General features: G+C 45.0%; 12 protein-coding genes. 4 read left to right on the top strand and 8 right to left on the bottom strand.

Annotated elements, in window-relative coordinates:
* Positions 1-118 precede the first annotated feature (118 nt).
* The 3 genes from ACESPU_RS16675 (at position 119) to ACESPU_RS16665 (ending at position 4,181) form a co-directional block, all read left to right on the top strand.
* Entirely contained in the window at positions 119-2,584 is a 2,466-nt protein-coding gene (locus ACESPU_RS16675; protein ID WP_373133533.1) for a bifunctional UDP-N-acetylmuramoyl-tripeptide:D-alanyl-D-alanine ligase/alanine racemase, read from the top strand.
* 135 nt (positions 2,585-2,719) lie between these two features.
* The gene (locus ACESPU_RS16670; protein WP_005859732.1) at positions 2,720-3,577 is read left to right on the top strand and encodes an enoyl-ACP reductase; all 858 of its coding nucleotides are present in this window, start codon (positions 2,720-2,722) and stop codon (positions 3,575-3,577) included.
* Position 3,578: 1 nt separating this feature from the next.
* Positions 3,579-4,181 (top strand): L-threonylcarbamoyladenylate synthase, encoded by a 603-nt coding sequence (locus ACESPU_RS16665; protein WP_005867379.1) that lies wholly within the window; start codon positions 3,579-3,581, stop codon positions 4,179-4,181.
* Here ACESPU_RS16665 and ACESPU_RS16660 read toward each other — a convergent pair.
* The 3 genes from ACESPU_RS16660 to ACESPU_RS16650 all read right to left on the bottom strand — a co-directional run bounded on the left by ACESPU_RS16660 (position 4,160) and on the right by ACESPU_RS16650 (position 11,613).
* Positions 4,160-6,793: a glycoside hydrolase family 2 TIM barrel-domain containing protein gene (locus tag ACESPU_RS16660; RefSeq protein WP_259010650.1), complete on the bottom strand. Its 2,634-nt coding sequence runs from the start codon at positions 6,791-6,793 to the stop codon at positions 4,160-4,162. The two genes, ACESPU_RS16665 and ACESPU_RS16660, sit on opposite strands and share 22 nt — an antisense overlap.
* A gap of 113 nt (positions 6,794-6,906) precedes the next feature.
* Positions 6,907-8,559 carry a SusD/RagB family nutrient-binding outer membrane lipoprotein gene (locus ACESPU_RS16655; protein WP_036614774.1) on the bottom strand — a complete coding sequence of 551 codons (1,653 nt, stop codon included), beginning with the start codon at positions 8,557-8,559 and terminating at the stop codon, positions 6,907-6,909.
* An 18-nt stretch (positions 8,560-8,577) separates the two neighbouring features.
* The gene (locus ACESPU_RS16650; protein WP_005867376.1) at positions 8,578-11,613 is read right to left on the bottom strand and encodes a SusC/RagA family TonB-linked outer membrane protein; all 3,036 of its coding nucleotides are present in this window, start codon (positions 11,611-11,613) and stop codon (positions 8,578-8,580) included.
* Between the two features lie 624 nt (positions 11,614-12,237).
* Here ACESPU_RS16650 and dgt point away from each other — a divergent pair.
* Positions 12,238-13,563 carry a dGTP triphosphohydrolase gene (dgt, locus tag ACESPU_RS16645; RefSeq protein WP_211738859.1) on the top strand — a complete coding sequence of 442 codons (1,326 nt, stop codon included), beginning with the start codon at positions 12,238-12,240 and terminating at the stop codon, positions 13,561-13,563.
* Between the two features lie 15 nt (positions 13,564-13,578).
* On the opposite strand, the gene rsgA is transcribed toward dgt, so the two are convergent.
* The 5 genes from rsgA to ACESPU_RS16620 all read right to left on the bottom strand — a co-directional run bounded on the left by rsgA (position 13,579) and on the right by ACESPU_RS16620 (position 19,167).
* Complete coding sequence (gene rsgA / locus ACESPU_RS16640) at positions 13,579-14,511, bottom strand: ribosome small subunit-dependent GTPase A (RefSeq protein WP_048927091.1); 933 nt, start codon at positions 14,509-14,511, stop codon at positions 13,579-13,581.
* A 95-nt stretch (positions 14,512-14,606) separates the two neighbouring features.
* Positions 14,607-15,170: a ribosome recycling factor gene (gene frr / locus ACESPU_RS16635; protein ID WP_005859749.1), complete on the bottom strand. Its 564-nt coding sequence runs from the start codon at positions 15,168-15,170 to the stop codon at positions 14,607-14,609.
* Between the two features lie 127 nt (positions 15,171-15,297).
* On the bottom strand, positions 15,298-16,464 hold the full coding sequence (locus ACESPU_RS16630; protein ID WP_036614675.1) for an MFS transporter: 1,167 nt from the start codon (positions 16,462-16,464) through the stop codon (positions 15,298-15,300).
* Positions 16,465-16,467: 3 nt separating this feature from the next.
* A complete protein-coding gene (locus tag ACESPU_RS16625; protein ID WP_005867368.1) occupies positions 16,468-17,340 on the bottom strand; it encodes a carbohydrate kinase in 873 nt (290 codons plus the stop codon).
* Positions 17,341-17,358: 18 nt separating this feature from the next.
* Positions 17,359-19,167: a DUF4980 domain-containing protein gene (locus ACESPU_RS16620; protein WP_373133530.1), complete on the bottom strand. Its 1,809-nt coding sequence runs from the start codon at positions 19,165-19,167 to the stop codon at positions 17,359-17,361.
* Positions 19,168-19,251 lie beyond the last annotated feature (84 nt).

The following is a 19,251-nucleotide window of genomic DNA, read 5'->3' as shown; positions in this document are numbered from 1 at the left end:
CGATTTAACGTCTGTTCAATATAAGTATTCCTCTTGTTTCATACTTTGTCTGAAAAAATTTATACCTTTGATATTCTAAATGAAATAGGATCAGTAAAGTCTAAACTAAAATAAAAGAATGGAATACGCAATTAAAGAAATAGCAAGAGTTATCGGTGCTAAAACAAACCAATTGCTTGACGATACGGTCAGTTTGTTGTTGACAGATAGCCGTCGTCTCTCCTTCCCGGAACAAAGCCTCTTCTTCGCCTTGAAAACCAAGACGAACGACGGACATAGATATATACAGGAACTCTATAAACTTCGTGTTCGCAACTTCGTGGTAAGCAATATGCTACCGGAGTTCGAGAGCATGAAGGATGCGAACTTCCTGATCGTAAAAGATACGTTACGAGCTTTACAAAAGCTGGCCACCCACCACAGGAAGCAATTCAACATCCCCGTGATCGGTATCACCGGTAGCAACGGAAAGACGATCGTAAAGGAATTCCTCTATCAACTGCTGCATAACGAGTTCAACATCGTACGTTCGCCCCGGAGCTACAACTCCCAGTTGGGGGTTCCTCTCTCGGTATGGCAGATGAGCGAGAAAAATACACTGGGCATCTTCGAGGCCGGTATCTCACAACCGGACGAGATGGAACGCCTGCAACCCATTATCGCCCCCACGATCGGTATCATCACGAATATCGGGGAGGCTCATCAAGAGAATTTCCTCTCCTCCAATCAGAAATGTATGGAGAAGCTGACGCTTTTCAATGATTGCGAAGCCATTATTTATGATGGGGATGATTTATTTATCGCCAATTGTATCGAATCGGCTTGCCTTTCCCATAAAGCGATCGCATGGAGCCGTACGGACTCCGAGGCTCCTTTGTTTATCGAGTCTATCGATAAGAAAGAGTTTGAGACGATCATTCACTGTACTTTACTGGGCTTCAACCGGGTCGTTACCATTCCGTTCACGGACGACGCTTCTATCGAGAACGTGATCCATTGTATGGCGGTTATGCTTTACCTAAAACCCACCAGCGTAAACGACGTAACGAAATTCTTACATCTTGAGCCGGTGGCTATGCGATTGGACGTAAAGCAAGGTATCAACAATTGCCTATTGATAAATGATACCTATAACTCGGATATCAACTCCTTGGATATCGCACTCGATTTCCAACAAAGCCGCCGGGTAGGCAAGCAATTAAAGAGCACTTTAATCCTCTCCGATATCCTTCAATCGGGCACCTTGCCGAAATCTCTATATAAGAAGGTCGCCGATTTGGTTCGCCGTAAGAAGATAGATCGTATCATCGGTATCGGCCGCGACTTAAAGGAATATGCTTCCGTCTTCGAGATCGAGAAGGAGTTTTACACGACCACCGAGGAATTTATCAAGTCTCCTTCCTTCAAGAAATTCAAGGATGAGTTGATCTTGATTAAAGGTTCCCGCCATTTCCATTTCGAGCAGATCTCCGAGTTGTTGGAGAAAAAGGTGCATGAGACGATCCTAGAGGTAAATCTGGACGCGATCGTACATAACTTCAATCAGTATCGTTCCAAGCTAAAGCCGGAGACTAAGATGGTTTGTATGGTAAAAGCTTTCGGCTATGGAGCCGGCTCTTACGAGCTGGCGAAGACCCTTCAAGAACATCGTTGCGACTATCTGGCCGTGGCGGTAGCCGACGAGGGAGCCGAATTGCGTAAAGAAGGTATCTCGATCCCTATTATCGTCATGAATCCGGAATTCAGTAGTTTCAATGTCTTGTTCGAGAACCATCTGGAACCGGAAGTCTATAGCTTCCGCCTATTGGATGCCATGATCCGGGAGACCGAGCGCAGAGGCATTACCTCTTACCCTATCCATATCAAGATCGATACCGGCATGCATCGCCTAGGGTTTCAACCGGAGGATGTCCCGGCGATCTGTGAACGCTTGAGAGCGCAATCCGGGGTTATCGCCCGTTCGGTTTTCTCTCATTTAGCCGGAAGCGACTCGTACGTCTTCGATGATTTTACCCATCAACAATTGGATAAATTCACCAAAGCCGCAGGGGAATTAGAAAATGGGTTAGAGTATAAGGTAATCAAACATATCCTAAACTCCGCGGGAATCGAGCGTTTCGCCGCTTATCAAATGGATATGGTACGTTTAGGTATCGGTTTATATGGAGTAAGCGCATCCGGACAAAAAGGCTTACGGAACGTCAGCACCTTGAAGACGACGATCCTGCAAATACAAAACGTACCCGCGGGGGATTCGATCGGTTATAGCCGTATGAGTTATGTGAAACGTGATTCCCGGATCGCTATCATCCCGATCGGATACGCCGATGGATTGGATCGCCACTTCAGCAACGGAGGCGGGGAAGTCTTGATCAATGGACAACGCTGCCCGATTATCGGCAACATCTGCATGGACGCTTGCATGATCGACGTCACCGACATCCATGCGCAAGAAGGCGACGCCGTAATTATTTTCGGCGACGAACTACCGGTGAGCGAACTTTCGGATAAACTGAAAACAATCCCTTATGAGATATTAACCTCTATCTCGCCTCGGGTAAAGAGGGTTTATTTCCGGGAATAAGAAGTAACCGCCAACAAAGAATGACTCTACCTTGTTTTAATATCAAGGCACATATTCAAATGTCGGGCTATGATATTCATTTGCGTATGTTGCACATTTTGTGTATGTTTGTGCCGTAATTAATAAACAAGAGGTATGAGTCATAATTTATTGAAAGGCAAGAGAGGCATTATCTTCGGTGCGCTGAACGATATGTCTATCGCCTGGAAAGTGGCAGAAAGAGCCGTAGAGGAAGGTGCGACTATCACGTTAAGCAATACGCCTATCGCTGTTCGTATGGGTCAGGTAGATGCTTTGGCGGAGAAGTTGAACGCGCAGGTAATCCCGGCGGACGCAACCAGCGTAGAGGATCTGGAGACCGTATTCGCGAAGTCAGTGGAAATATTAGGTGGTAAAATAGATTTCGTTTTACATTCTATCGGTATGAGCCCGAACGTACGCAAGAAACGTACGTACGATGATCTGGACTATGGAATGCTGGAAAAGACGTTGGATATCTCCGCTATCTCTTTCCACAAGATGCTACAGGTAGCCAAGAAACAAGACGCTATCGCCGAGAATGGTTCCGTAGTGGCATTAAGTTATGTGGCCGCCCAGCGCACGTTCTTCGGATACAACGATATGGCGGACGCTAAGAGCCTGCTGGAATCTATCGCCCGTAGTTTCGGTTACATCTATGGCCGTGAGAAAGGCGTACGTGTGAACACGATCTCCCAATCCCCGACAATGACAACCGCAGGTAGTGGCGTGAAGGGAATGGAACACTTGATGGACTTTTCTAACAAAATGAGTCCACTGGGTAACGCCAACGCCGACGAGTGCGCGGACTATTGCGTAATGATGTTCTCCGACTTTACCCGCAAGGTAACGATGCAGAACCTATACCACGATGGTGGTTTCTCAAGCATGGGTATGAGCCTCCGGGCCATGAACCAATATAGTAAAGGATTAGAGGAATATACAGACGAGAACGGACACATTATCTACGGCTAATATGTTAGTGAGAATCTATCCGGAGAATCCGAATCAAAAAGAAATAGACAAGGTCGTCAAAGTCCTGCAGGACGGCGGCCTTGTCGTTTATCCTACCGACACGGTTTACGCGATCGGTTGCGATGCGTTAAACGTGCGTGCGGTAGAGAAAATATGTCAGATGAAAGGGGTTAATCCACAGAAAAGCAACCTGTCTATCATCTGCTACGACCTGTCTAATCTTAGTGAATACGCCAAGGTAAGCAATGCCGCTTTCAAGCTGATGAAGAAACATCTACCCGGTCCTTTCACCTTTATCTTACCCACCAGCAGCGAGCTTCCAAAGATTTACAAGAACCGGAAAGAAGTCGGAATCCGTGTACCGGATAATAACATTACCCGTACATTGGTACAATCCTTGGGAAATCCAATCCTAACCATGTCCATCCGTGACGAGGATGAGGTGATCGAATATACGACAGATCCGGAATTGATACACGAGAAATACGAGCATCAAGTGGATATCGTAATCGACGGCGGTTTCGGAGGATTGGAAGCCTCTACGGTTATAGATTGCACGACGGATAATTTCGAGATCGTACGTCAAGGCAAAGGAGAATTGTAGCTATCCACCACGATTTGTATTCGCTCCTCCGGCAGATTAGCAGGGAACTCCAAGCTTATTTCTTGTTGGTCACCCGGCATTAGCGTAATATAGTTATCCGAATAATGTACCGGTAAGATTCGTTTGCCTGTCTCCTTATCAAAGACCTTGATACGGTTGAAGAACGAGATCTGCGAATCAGCGCTCAGACGGACTGTACCTACGAAATTCGATCCTTCCTTCTTGATCTCGGTCTTGATTCCCGGTCTTGACTTCGGAAGTTGAGATAAGCTGGTGTAGTCTTTCGGCTCGGTTGTCAGCCAATAAATATTGGGGACATCCGCATTCAAAGCCAGCCGTAAGAAATAAGCGCCTTTGATCCCTTCCGGAACGGGGATATCCAATAATTCCTGTACCGTATTCGCCTTGGCGCTCGCTCTCGTCTCTTTCTCCCAAAGCAGTTTACCTTCCAGATTATAGATACGGGCTACAATCGATAAATCCGTATAATCTTTCAGGGTCGTATTCAACAATCCCGCCTTACGGGTTACCGGGTTATAATAGGCATGTAAGGGCTCACAGCCTTTCCGGGTTCCGTACAAGGAAGCATTTACATCGAGAGACCAATCATACATTTGCCCCCGCAAGGATGTCCATGGATTCTGGGTTTTCCAGATCAAGATACCCGTATACCAATCCCACATATGAGAGGCCCAGCCTTCCATAAAACTACGATATTGGTCATAGTTCACGACTTGGGCATACTTACAATAGGTCTCGATATCCTTCACCTCCCCATATCGCTCCAGATGATCGCCATAGCCCAGATCCTTATGATACCGCCACGTATAATTACGAGTAAAACCTTTCCTTGGGAAACCGGCCAAATCCTGTTCCGTCATCATCTCCCGCATACTCTCGACCTCCGGGGAACCAACCGATCCGGCTTCCGGATTAAACGGATGCGAACGGAAGCTAAAGAACCATTCCGGCTCTTGTATACCGTAAGGACCATCCCCATTATCCCCCAAATAATTCCGGGTAAACAACGTATCTGTAGAGAAACTCACGAAAAGACGCTCCGGATCTAACCGGGGGAAAACCTCCTTTCTCAAACATTGATCGATATCTTTAGCTAAAGGCCATTCATTCGCCCCACACCAGAAACAAAGACTCGGATGGTTACGGATCATTTTCACTTGATCTTCCACGGAGGCGATAAATAAATCATGATTATCGGGATATTCCCAACGACGCTCTCGGGAATCCATCTTGGTCGGGTCCTCCCAAGCGCCATTGCAATCACCACTGCCCCACAGATCTTGAAAGACTAAGATACCGAACTCATCACAGGCGTTATAGAATTCCGGCCGTTCCACCAACGCACCTCCCCATACACGGATCATACGCAGATTCATTTCCGCATGGAAACGTACCTCATCTCGATAACGTTCCGGAGAAAGACGAAGCAGCCAATCGGAATTAATATAGTTACCACCCGTGACGTATATTTTCTGTCCGTTCACGAAGAAACGGCGTCCCCCGTTATCCGGGCATTTATCGGAAGTAATCTCCCGAATACCGTAACGCAACCGTTCACGGTCACTCACTTGATTCCCGATCTCAAAAGAGAAGTTCATATCATATAAAGGCTGCTCACCGATACCGTTAGGCCACCATAAACGAGGATTCTTTACCGCTAAAGGATTCAAGGATACCGTTTTCTTCTCGAATGGCGATAAAGTAACCGGCTGGGTTAAGCGGGTTCCGTTCGTCTCACAAACCAATAGTCCTTTTAAGGAAGTGCTCCCGGTATTCTCTAGCTCGACAGAAGTATTCACAAAAGCCTCCCTTTGAGTTTTCGTTTCCGGATCACGTACGCCGGGTACCTTGGTCACGACATAAGGAGAAGAGAGGCATACCGGCCCGGTTGTCGTAATAGAGACCTCATCCCAAATACCCGTATTCCGGTCACGTACCGGTTGTATCCAGTCCCAGCCCGGCGTATATTGCATCGTATTATTCCGGGCGATCTGCCCATCGCCACCTTGTCCGCCATTCGGATTTCCGGCATGTGTAGGTGGATAAACCAATACCGCTAATACATTGGGGGCATCCGTACGAAGATAAGGGGTTATATTAAAAGTCTTCCTCAAGAACATGCCCTCATGGGTATTTCGATTGATCCGCTTACCATTTAAAAAGATTTCCGCCTTATAATTAATGCCCCGGAAATTTAACCAGACATTACGTCCCTCTGGTAAATTATTGATAGTAAACTGACGAGTAAACCAATAAGTATAGAAATCATTGCCGACCTCATGTATATCGGGTATCAGATTGTTATTCAAGCCGAACTCGGGAGCCGGATACATATGGTTCTCCAAAAGTGTAGTCAATACCGTGCCTGGCACACGGGCTGGTAACCATCCTGTTTTATCCAAAGGCGCTGCGCTCAACCGGTTCCCATCCATTTTCACTTCATTCGCTTTCCGGGCATACCAATCTGAGTGAATCAAGGTTTTCTCTCCCGGCTCAGGAATCGCCAACAAGGCTTGCTCCTCTGCAGATACGGGCTTTAACCAGCAAGCCAGACAAAGCCAACAAAATAAATAAATACATCTGTTCATCATATAATCTTAGATTTATCCTTCTAAAGTACTACAAAATTCAGAAGGGCCTCTTCGCAAACTCGAAGAAGCCCTTTCATTACATATTATTTAACAATAAAACCTATTAATGCCAATTAGAAATTACCTGCACCAGCTTTATCCCACCATACATGAGTACCACCTTTATCACCGGAGATCGAACCCGTATTCTCTTGGTTCAGCAGTTCGATACCTTTTTGATATTCCACGGTATTCGTATTATCCTCATTATCGGAATACAATAAACGACGAACCTGTTCATTCGTATCAATATCCCCATTACTCTTATTCACGCGGTTCGGGAATAATTTCGGATAACCTGTACGACGAAATTCCGCCCAAGCCTCGCAAGACAACGGGAAGTTCGCAATCCATTTCTGTGTAATGATACGTTGTAATTTCTTCTCATTAGTCGCGCTCTCATCCCACTTAACCGTAATATCATTCTGAGCCTTGATGCTGTTTTGACCATTAACCGGGTCGACGAAGTCCTTTTGTGTTGTCGTGCCACTGATATAGGCATCGATCTCTGTTTCTGAAATTGAACTTACTCCGGCCAGACTTCCCTTATAAGCCAACTGATTCTTAATAGAAACACGGATACCTTGCTCATACAGTTCCTTCGCCGTACCTCCCATGTTACTCCAACCACGCAACGCACCTTCCGCACGCAAGAAATAACCTTCGGCTGCCATCATTACCGGTAAAGCTGTTGTATAAGAACAAACGATCTTCGAGAAGTTACCCCATTGATTCGGTTTAGCAGGCAAGTCACAGCCGCCACGAATACCTAAATATTGAGTACCGGATGCAATCGTCTTCCCATCCTCACATTCAACATCAGCTTGGTTCTTCGTCATATACAGCGGTAAGCGAGGATCTTGGAATCCTTCCAGTATCGTGGTTAAGTTAGCGTTCATGCCACTATCTCCCCATTCGAACATACGAGTTTGCTCATTACTCAAACTCTTATTGATCAATACATCCTGCTTTAAGATAGCGCCCTTGGCAGCCTCTTCAGCTTTTTGTTTAGCTAAAGTCGGGTCGGCCTTCACGATACGCAAGGCTGCACGTAGCTTTAATTGATTGGCTACTTGAATCCACATATCCAAATCGCCATTACACCAATAGTCGAATGACTGTCTCTCCTCCAATGTGGATTTCGGACTCTGGAAATCTTGAAGCGCTTTATCTAACAATTCGAAAATGGAGTTATAAATGCTCTGCTGTGTATCATAAGAGAACGAAGCACCATTTGTCGGATCTTCGATGCAAGACGTATAAGCTACCGGGCCGTAAACATCCGTCAACATCTGGACCGCATAAGCCTGAACAACACGCATCATTCCCGCATAGTCTGTCAATCCTTGTTCGTCACAAGAGGCGATCAAACGACGTGTATTATTGAATATGTGCAAATAAACATTCTCGTACATACCTCCACAAAAACTACGATTCAACGCATAATCCACGTTACCGGAACCATTGAAATTATGTGGTGTCATGAAATAACCGCTAAACAAGTCTACGTTCAAACTAAAGCAGTACTGGAACAAGTTCTGTTGCGGAGCATATACATAAGACAGCGGTTCTTTAAACTGCGCAGAGAAAGGAAGAGTGTTCGGGTCTACCTCATACTGATCGGTATTCAATGTCTCAAAATCGTCTGTACAGCTCACGGTTGTTAATCCTGTGCTAAAAGCTAAAGCTGATACAGCCGCATATTTTAGAATTCTATTTAGTTTCATAAGTAATACCTGTAAGATTTAGAAATTAAGTTTTAAGTTCAAACCAAAGCTACGGGTTGTCGGCAACGCAAACATATCGATACCCTGCCAGCCATTACCCGTTCCAGCAGCTACATCCGGATCCATCGGAGCATCCTTATAGAAGAAGAACAAGTTACGTCCAATGATAGAAGCGGTCAAGTTTTTACCTGCGCCAAACAAGTTGCGGAAGGTATAACCAAATGATAACTCACGCAAACGAACATTAGTTGCGTCATATACGTACTGGGAAGTCAAGATATTAGAGTTGTAGCTTGTACCACCGGTAGTTGAATAATACAATTGCGGGTCAAATTGTACTCCATCGACCTCTACAAAACCTGCGTCACGAGCCAAACCAGAACGTTCGGAAACGCCCCAACCATCCATGGTAGCCTCAGTCATCGACAAGACCTTACCGCCAACCTTCGCATCGATTAAGAATGACAACGTGAAATCTTTATAGTGGAAGGTATTTGTCCAACCCATGTTCACTTTCGCATTCATATCGCCCGCATAAACAAGATCTTTATTATCGGATCCAGCTAATACAGGGGCACCGGTATCAGAGACAATAGGCTTTCCGTTATCATCACGTTGTAAGTCGCGAACATAAAGGTCTCCGAAATGCCCACCTTCTTTCAAGAGCACTTTGGCACCTGTACAATAACTTGTCAGGTTCCACTCGGAAAGCTCGTCGGCCAACTCTATAATCTTGTTATTATTGTAAGAGAAGTTAAAGTTCGTGCTCCAGCTGAAATTATCCGTAAATTGATTATACCAACCTAGACTAACCTCGAAACCTTGATTCTGTACGTTACCAGCATTAATATAACGGCTCTTCAAACCAGTTTCCCATGGAGCGGAGATGTCAAAATATTGATTCTTGGTATTTGTCTTATAATAGGTCAAATTTACGTTGAAACGATTCTGGAAGAATGTACCATCAAAGCCGACTTCCAACGAATTTGTCTTTTCTGGTTTCAACGTACGGAAAGATGATTTTTCCGGCGGATTCAACGCTCCTTGATCTCCTAATGTATAACGCTCGTTGGTCACACCGATAGGCACATCGTTACCTACAATAGAATAAGAAGCACGTAACTTGAATAAATCCACGTTCTTGCCGAAATCAATAAATCTATCCAACAAAACACTTGCTCCAACAGACGGATAGAAGAATGAAACACCATCTGTAAACGCCAATGTTGAGGACCAGTCGTTACGGGCACTAACATCGATAAACAGACCTTCCTTATAACCAAATTGGGCAGTAGCAAACACTGAATTCAAACGTTTCTCGGCCAAAGTCTTTGTAGTCTGTAATTTATAATAGTTAGCCGGAGAGAAGATATTAGGATAGTAAGCACCACTTGTAATCACGCCCGCATCGTTAACAGAGAACTGAGAATCACCCCAACCGATCAATTCTAAAGAAGAACTTTTTGTCTTTTGGTAGCTTCCACCTGCAGTTACAGACAAAGAATAAGTATCCTCCCAAGTCTTATTATATTGGGCCAACAAGTCACCATAAGTCTGCTCGCTATTCACGCGTGTGTCTTTCATCGTACCCAGCAAGTTACGGCCTGCCGTACTAGACGCATATTCATTCAAGTTCCATGTCTCATCACCACGTTCATAACGCAGGCGACCTGTAACGGAAAGACCTTCCATTATGTCATACTTGACACTACCGCCAAACTCATAGCGATTACGATAAGAAACCGGTTTTTGGCGATTCAACATCCAGTATGGATTGGAGAACTGCTCTTGAGCGGTATTTGTCCAATTGTGTACATTTATATTTCTTGTACCATCGTATACCTCATAGTTACTCTTATAATAATCCCAGTCCTCTCCTCTTGGAAACAAGTAAGCGCCCAAAGTAGGATTACCTACATAACCGGCAGTCGGCTGGTTCTCAATATGCTGATTATTATAACGAGCAGACACGTCTACATGAAGTTTTGTCCATAGGTTAAAGCCAACCTTCGCTAGCAAGTTATGGCTCATATATGTATTCTCCGGAACGATACCATTAGAAGATACATTCGCATAAGAAAAATAAGATGAGATATTATCATTACCACCAGCCAACGAGATAGAGTTGTTGGTCGTATAGCCAAGATTATAATAATCCTTCGCATAGTTTGGAGAAGAAGAAGCAAGCTTATCGCCCCAGCTAAACGTTCCTTGGTTACTTACGCCATAAGAATTCTGGAACTTCGGTAACACCATCGGAGTCTCAACTGTCGTATTGCTAGATACATTTATAGCGACTTTTCCAGACTGCGATGACTTAGTCGTAACCATGATGGCACCGTTGGCAGCGACCGCACCATACAAAGCAGCGGCGGAAGCACCTTTCAACAAGGTAATCTGAGCGATATCGTCCGGGTTGATAGTAGACATGGCATCACCACCGTCACGACCACCACCATAAGATCCATCAATCTGTGAATCCGAGACATTCATCATCATAGGAACACCATCCACAACGATCAACGGCTGATTATTACCACTAATAGATTTATTACCACGGAACAAGATCTTGGAAGAACCACCCGCACCCGTAGAGTTCGGGGTAATCTGCAAACCAGCGCTCTTTCCTTGTAAAGAGTTGATCATATTCACATTCTTAATCTCGTTCAAGTCCTTACCGCCTACCGTTTGTGCGGAATAGGTCAAAGTCTTTGATTCACGTTTGATACCCATCGCCGTTACGACAACCTCATCCAAAGCCTCTGCGTCTGAAACCATCGTAACATCGATTTTCGTACGGCCATTTACAGGCTCCTCAATCGTTTTCATACTTAAATAAGAGAATACCAAAATAGAGTTTGCGTCAGCCTCCAAGGTATATTTTCCATCAAAGTCAGTAATGGTACCGGTTGTCGTACCTTTTACTAACACGTTCACTCCTGTTAGTGGCTCATTTAGATCCTTGTCAATGACGACACCACTAATCGTTAGTTTCTGTGCATATCCTGTAACACACAGAAAAAACGCCAATAATAAGATAAATGACTTTCTCATGAAAAATCGTTTTTGATTTAAGTGATTCTACATTTGTGCTTTTTTAATTTTCATACTCTTTTTAGAGAGATCGAGCTCTCTTTTCTTTCTTTTTTAGTGCATAGGCATTTACTCTTTTTTGTTTAAAGTTATTATTATGTTCATACAGAAATCTCTTTCTATTTAAAATCAAACGGTTCTATTTTAAATAATAATAACAACATAGTATCATTAGAACTAAGTCGTTTTTCATGTTTTGACAGACAAATATATATATAATAACTATACATACAAGTTAAAACGTAACAAAAATCAGTATACTCCTCACTTTTTCAGGTGTTTGCGATAACACATAGTCAAATTTTCATCATGCCTCAATAAATTAAATATGTTAATTTGATTTAGTTCTAATGAAACTAACAACAAATTTCAATTAACATAATTTTCCTTCATTATCTTCTTCCTCCTATAACATCCAATCACTATCTGACTATCATCTTGGAATAAAATTACAGCTTTATTTACAAGCTTCGAAAACAACTCAGTCAGGAAATTAACCATTAACTCTAATTTCTTCCACAAATATTCAATGATTTGCACAGATTATCTCTACATTTGCGATATATATATATTAATGTATTGACTATGAACTGGACCCAGCTATTATCCGGCAAGCGTTTCGGGATGGAAGAGTATCACGAGCGGAAACATGAGAGAACTGATTTCCAACGTGACTATGACCGTTTGATTTTCTCATCCCCTTTTCGAAGACTACAAAACAAGACACAGGTGTTCCCCCTTCCGGGAAGTATCTTTGTACATAACCGACTTACACATAGTCTGGAAGTATCATGCGTAGGACGTTCATTGGGTAATAACGTAGCGAAAGGACTTATGCAAAAATATCCGGACGGCAGTATCAACTTCCCAGAGATAGGTTCCATCGTATCAGCCGCTTGCCTTGCCCATGATATGGGAAACCCTCCATTCGGGCATTCCGGAGAGAGAGCGATCTCCGCTTACTTCTCCGAAGGGAATGGGCGAAAACTAGAAGAGAAAGTACGGAAGGAACGGGGACGCTGGGAAGACTTCGTCCATTTTGAAGGTAACGCAAACGCCATGCGGTTGCTGACCCATCAGTTCATTGGACGCAGAAAAGGGGGATTTGCCTTAACATATAGCACATTAGCCTCTATCATCAAATATCCTTACGCATCCATCTATTCAGGAAAGAAAGGGAAATTCGGCTTTTTCCAATCGGAGGAGGGAAGTTATCTGCAAATCGCCCAAGAGCTGGGGATCGGGCATAACCCGGAAGCCCCGGACAAATTTCTTCGTTACCCGTTAGTTTACTTAGTAGAGGCGGCAGACGATATCTGCTATCAAATTATGGATATAGAAGATGCTTGCAAACTACATATCCTGACCACCGAAGAGGCCATACAACTATTATTGGGATTTTTCGAAGGAGAGCGGTTGGAGCATATCCGCAAGGTCATGCATATGGTAGACGATACCAATGAGCAAATCGCCTATCTGCGTTCTTGTATTATCGGGCTATTAGTGGATGAATGTTCCCGTGTCTTTTTAGAGAACGAGGAAAGCATCCTCAATGGTACCTACAGCACTCCGTTAATCAGTAACATATGCGATCAAGCCAAACAGGCTTACGCTAATTGCTCGGCTACAGCATACAAGAAAATATATAAGGCAAAAGAAGTGCTCGACATTGAATTAGCCGGTTATCATATTTTCAGCCATCTGATCGACAGCTTGACCGAGGCCGTGATGAACCAAGAGCATGCTTACAGCAAGCTGCTCTTACAACGGATACCGGAGCAATACGACACAAACGCTCCTACTACATATGGCAAGATACAATGCGTACTCGATTATATCTCCGGCATGACCGATGTATATGCGCTCGATCTATACCGGAAAATCACAGGTATGAGCCTGCCGGCCGTTTGATGTTGTAATAAAGTGTTAGAATTCTTCCCGGTACTTGCTTTCCATGCGATCATCCAAGATACTTAGATAGCTTTTATAGCGGGACTCGCTGATTAGCCCATCGTTAACGGCTTGAATGACGGCGCAGCCCGGTTCATGACGGTGCGTGCAGTTATTGAAACGGCATTCTTCCGAGTATTTAAACAACTCCCGGAAATAATGGGAGATCTCAGCGTCCGCCATCTCGATCGTTCCAAATCCTTTGATACCCGGAGTATCGATCAAATAGCCTCCCCCGGGAAGAGAAATCATCTCGGAAAAGGTGGTCGTATGCATTCCTTTGTTATGATATTCGGAGATATCACCGGTACGGAGATTCACCCCCGGCACCAGTTTATTGATAATCGTGGATTTTCCGACACCCGAATGGCCGGACAAAAGCGTAATCTTATCTTTTAGATCCGCTTTCAAGGCATCCAAACCTTCCTCGGTCCGGGCACATAGCGTCGAACAGGGATAGCCAATCGAGGTATACAACTCGATTAAACACTCCAACGCCCTTTGATCCTCATTATTATAACGATCAATCTTATTGAAAACTAATTTAACGGGGACACGATAAGCCTCGGCTGTCGCCAAGAAGCGATCGATAAATATCGTTGTTGTTATAGGATAATTCACTGTAACGATCAGCATCGCCTGATCCAAATTCGCGGCGATAATATGCGATTGCTTCGATAAGTTAGAGGCACGACGGATGATATAATTCTTACGCTCCTCGATCTCTGTAATAAAAGCGGTTCCTTCTTTATTAATATCGATTACGACACGGTCTCCTACCGCAACCGGATTGGTACTCTTTATGTCTTTCAGACGAAAGTTACCCTTGATCTTACTCTCTATATCTCGCCCGTCTTCCGTACGGACCGTATACCAACTACCTGTGTTTTTTATTACCAGTCCCCTCATGAGAATTGAAAATTGAGAATTGAAAATTGAGAATTGGAATAAGGACTCAATGGGGTTCCTTAATTCTCAATTCTCAAGTTTCAACTTTCAATTATTTAAACGGTCATTACTTCTTTTTCTTTAGCGGCGTAAAGCTCATCGATCTTTTTGATAAACTTATCATGGATTTTCTGAACCTCTGCCTCGGCGTCTTTCTCTACGTCCTCGGGAACCCCATCAGACTTGATGCTTTTCTTCAAAGCCTCAATAGCGTCACGACGAGCGTTACGAACGCTGATCTTCGCATTCTCCGCCTCCTGCTTACATTGTTTCACCAATTGACGGCGACGCTCCTCAGTCAACGGAGGAATACCTAAGCGGATCACCTCACCGTTATTCTCCGGCGTGATACCTAACTCAGAATCCAGAATACCTTTCTCAATATCGCGGATGATCTTCTTCTCCCACGGAGTGATCATGATAGTCCGTGCGTCCGGAACCGTCACCGTAGCCACGTTAGTAAGAGGAACAGGCGCCCCATAATACATTACCTTCACACAATCGAGGATTTTCGGATTAGCCTTACCAGCCCGAATGTGAGACAATTGCTCGTCCAGATACTCAATGGCGAACGTCATCTTCTCTTCCCCTGCTTTGATCAATTGTTTCGTATCTATCATAAATATACGTTTTTTGTTTGCGAATCTTTTAATTAACAAAAGTAATAAAGATTTCCAACTTCGCAAACATATAATTAAAATACTCCCTAACAAAAGATTTATAGTACCGTATAAAAGCTTATCACCTTCACTGTTTACTTAACTTAGACGTAAAGAATAGTAAGTAGGCTACACCCACGCACAACACCAGCACCGCCCCTACTTGAGAAGCCAACATATCGGATGCCACGCCCATAAAGATCGGGAAGATCGTGCCGCCAAACAGTCCCATAATCATCAAACCGGACACCTCATTCTGCTTATTCGGCATAGAAAGCAGGGCTTGGGCGAAAATAATGGAGAAGACGTTCGAGTTTCCAAAGCCGATCAAGGCGATACAAGCATAGATGATCTCTTTCGAATGGAAGAACAGCAGACCGATCATCGCCAATAACATCAAGAAAACACTAAAGGCAAAGAATCCTTTCGGAGAGACTTTTCGCAAGATAAAAGCCCCGGAGAAGCATCCCGCCGTACGGAAGATGAAATAGAGGCTCGTGGCGAAGCCTGCGTCGGCCAACGTCATGCCTAGACGTTCCATCAAGATCTTCGGGGCGGTCGTATTCGTCCCTACATCGATCCCCACATGGCACATGATACCGATAAAGCAAAGCAGGATAAAAGGCTTGCCCAGCAAAGCCAGACATTCGCCAAAGGTGGAGGGCCGCCCCTCCTCTTTGGTCTCATGGATAGTGGTAGCTCCCAATAGCAGGATAGCGATCACGGCGATCACCATATAGACCGGAAACAAGACACGCCAACCGAGTCCCATCGACGGTATCGCTTGGGTAGCGCCCCACATAGCAATATAAGGCGCCAAGAAGGAGGCGATCGCCTTCACGAACTGACCGAATGTCAAAGAACTAGCTAGTTTATCCCCGCTTACGATATTCGATAATAACGGGTTCAAGGAAGTCTGCATCAAAGCGTTGCCGATACCCAACAGGGAGAAGGATATCAACATGACCATATACGCGTCGTCGAAGATCGGGATCACCAGTGAAAGAAACGTTACGATCAAGCTCAATAACACGGTCTTTTTCCGCCCGATACGGTTCATCAACATCCCCGTCGGGACGGAGAAGATCAAGAACCAGAAGAACACAAGCGACGGGAAGATATTCGCCTCCGAATCACTCAAGCCTAAATCCGCTTTCAGGTAATTAGAGGCGATTCCCACTAAGTCCACGAATCCCATGGCGAAGAACGCCAACATCACGGGAATCAATTTCAAGGATGAAGTCTTCTCGCTCATGGCTTATAAATCTTTAGGGTAAGCAGGCCATGCGCCACTCTGCGTACAAACATAAGCGGCTACTTTTACCGCTTTCTCATGTGCCTCACGTAAAGGTTTTCCGGTTAAGATCGATGAAATAAACGCCCCGGAGAAAGAATCGCCGGCGCCTACCGTATCTACCACCTGTACCTTCGGGGTAGGAATCGTAGAGACCTCCTCCTCGGAAAAGATCGTACTATACTCCGCCCCGGCCGTAAGTACCAAATAGCGCAAACCATATTTCTTCATGAACCAGCGACACATATCCTCTATCGTGCCTTCCAGACCAAACATCGGGCGAAGCATTTCCAATTCCTCATCATTGATCTTGAATACGTTCGCCAATTCGAGCAACGATTCGATCAGCTCCTTCGAATAGAAATGCTGACGGATATTGATATCGAAAAAGCGCAAGGCATGACTAGGCATATAAGAAAGTAAGGTACGAAGCGTCTCACGAGATTCCGCGGCACGTTGTGCCAATGTTCCGAAGCATACGGCGTCCGCACGTTTCATCAAATCGATAGACGCTTGGGTAAGAGGGATATGATCCCATGCCACACCTTCGATGATCGTATAGGAAGGGATGCCGTTCTTTAGCTCTACCATCACGCTTCCGGTCGGATATTCCACCGTACTGATATAATTACTATCGATACCGTTCTTATCCAATTCCTGAATAATCTCGGTTCCGAACACGTCGTTGCCCACGGCACTGATCGCATAACCTTCCGCTCCTAATTGGGTAGCGTGATACACAAAATTAATCGGCGCTCCACCGGCTTTCTTCACTTCCGGGAAAACATCCCACAATAATTCACCAATGCCTACTACTACAGGTTTACTCTTTTCCATGATATATTTTGTTTTTAATTATTTGAAGGGATAAATGGTTAATGACGTAACCGTAAACGCTCCTCCCTTCGCATTGAAACTAATGCGATTATACGGCTCTTCCGGGAAGACTAGGTTGGTCATGACAAACTCTCCATTCCCGTCGAAGGCCTCTATGCTACAATTGTCTACCAACAAGCGTAAGGTATATTCCTTAGCGGCGGAGATCGGGGCCGAGGTAGCCGTGGCGAATGTCTTGCTAAAATCCGTAGCCCCGCTGTTACGGCGATCCATCGTGAACGTATTATCCAGAAGATTATAATACATCTCCACTTCCTCGCCTTTCGAGTTAAACAACTGGAAGCTCATGATATCGGCTCCGTTATTCTTAAACTTGATCTCGATCTCATAGGTTCCCGTATGATCGGAAAGTATCGGATTGACCTCATGGGAACGGTCTACCTTGAAGGAACCTTTCTTCTGGGCTTTCCCTCTCAACTTCAACACCTCGGGAGACGGGGTGCTGCTCAAGTACGTCTGCCCGTTTTTCGTATAAAGAGCCAAGTCGCGAGGAACCGAGTTCGCACTCCGGTATTGCGAGGTCGGCACGTTATTCGCATACTCCCAATTGCTCATCCAAGCCAAGGCGATCTTCCGGTCCTCCGGAGCGTTACTCCAAGTTACCGTAGCGTAATGATCCTTGCCGTAATCCATCCATTTGGTCAAGGCCGGAGATTCATTCACGAACTGTTTCCCATCGAACGTACCTACGAAATATTGGGTAGCGGAGCCGCCAAACGGACCGCCGGGATTGATATTACAGATCAAGACCCACTTCTTCAATTCCGTACCCTTTACCGGAAGCTCGATCAAGTCCGGGCATTCCCAAACGCCCGCATGCGCTCCTTGTCCTTCCCCGAAACTGCTCTCATACGTCCAGTCCTTCAAATTGGGAGAAGAATAGAGTTGCATCTCCTGCCCTACGGCGAGCACCATGATCCATTTATTGGATTCCTTATGCCAGAAAACTTTCGGGTCACGGAAATCACGTTGCGTAGAAGTAAGGATCGGATTCCGGTCATATTTCTTGAACGTCCGGCCGTTGTCCAAGCTATAGGCCATACTCTGCACTTGCCGGTCGCTGGCCGAGGTATAGAAAGCCACGATAGCGCCAGCGCCAAAACCGGCGGTATTATCCTTATCCACCACACAGCTACCGCTGAAGATCGTACCCAAGGCATCCGGAGCGATCGCCACCGGTTGATGCTCCCAATGAATCAAGTCCTTGCTGATCGCATGCCCCCAGTGCATATTCCCCCACATCGAGCCATACGGATTGTATTGATAGAACAAATGATACTCACCATCCTTGTATACCATGCCGTTCGGATCATTCATCCATCCCCAAACCGGCGAGAAATGATAGGCCGGACGGAATTTCTCCCGGTTAGACGAATCAAACTGATCGGATAGCTTCATCTCTTTCCAGCAAAGAGCCGATTCCGGGGCAAGCTGGAAGTTGAAGGAGATATGCTTATCCGCATACCCTGATAGATCTACCGGAACGAAATAATCCACCTTATTCACCGCCAAACGAACATTGAAAGTCCGTACCACGTCATTATCGACAATCATATATAACTTGGATTCCGGCGAGGACTCCTCGACCGGAAGCAACAAATACTTGGCTTGCGCATCCACACGGACAATGCTTTGTCCTTCGCCCAGATGCTTTATATCTATAGTATGTTCTGTCGCATATCCGGCCAACGGATCGACAGCACTTAATAAAACGACACCGACAGCCATACATAAACTCTTAAGAAGTCTCTTTGTTTGTTGTTTCATAAACGAACGGATTAAAGGATAATACTGTTTGATTCTCCGCCAAAATTAATAGGATTCTTCCGGATAGAAAAACACTTATCCCCT

This window comes from Parabacteroides sp. 20_3 (assembly GCF_964238835.1).
GTDB classification, from domain to species: Bacteria; Bacteroidota; Bacteroidia; order Bacteroidales; family Tannerellaceae; genus Parabacteroides; species Parabacteroides distasonis.
The sequence above is the reverse complement of the archived record's forward strand: the minus strand, read 5'-3'. Positions and strand labels throughout refer to the sequence as shown.

Coding starts and splice junctions, on each gene's coding strand:
- ACESPU_RS16650 (WP_005867376.1), bottom strand. CDS start 11,613: ATGAGAAAGTCATTTATCTTATTATTGGCGTTTTTTCTGTGTGTTACA.
- ACESPU_RS16655 (WP_036614774.1), bottom strand. CDS start 8,559: ATGAAACTAAATAGAATTCTAAAATATGCGGCTGTATCAGCTTTAGCT.
- frr (WP_005859749.1), bottom strand. CDS start 15,170: ATGATAGATACGAAACAATTGATCAAAGCAGGGGAAGAGAAGATGACG.
- ACESPU_RS16665 (WP_005867379.1), top strand. CDS start 3,579: ATGTTAGTGAGAATCTATCCGGAGAATCCGAATCAAAAAGAAATAGAC.
- rsgA (WP_048927091.1), bottom strand. CDS start 14,511: ATGAGGGGACTGGTAATAAAAAACACAGGTAGTTGGTATACGGTCCGT.
- ACESPU_RS16660 (WP_259010650.1), bottom strand. CDS start 6,793: ATGATGAACAGATGTATTTATTTATTTTGTTGGCTTTGTCTGGCTTGC.
- ACESPU_RS16670 (WP_005859732.1), top strand. CDS start 2,720: ATGAGTCATAATTTATTGAAAGGCAAGAGAGGCATTATCTTCGGTGCG.
- ACESPU_RS16625 (WP_005867368.1), bottom strand. CDS start 17,340: ATGGAAAAGAGTAAACCTGTAGTAGTAGGCATTGGTGAATTATTGTGG.
- ACESPU_RS16675 (WP_373133533.1), top strand. CDS start 119: ATGGAATACGCAATTAAAGAAATAGCAAGAGTTATCGGTGCTAAAACA.
- dgt (WP_211738859.1), top strand. CDS start 12,238: ATGAACTGGACCCAGCTATTATCCGGCAAGCGTTTCGGGATGGAAGAG.
- ACESPU_RS16630 (WP_036614675.1), bottom strand. CDS start 16,464: ATGAGCGAGAAGACTTCATCCTTGAAATTGATTCCCGTGATGTTGGCG.
- ACESPU_RS16620 (WP_373133530.1), bottom strand. CDS start 19,167: ATGAAACAACAAACAAAGAGACTTCTTAAGAGTTTATGTATGGCTGTC.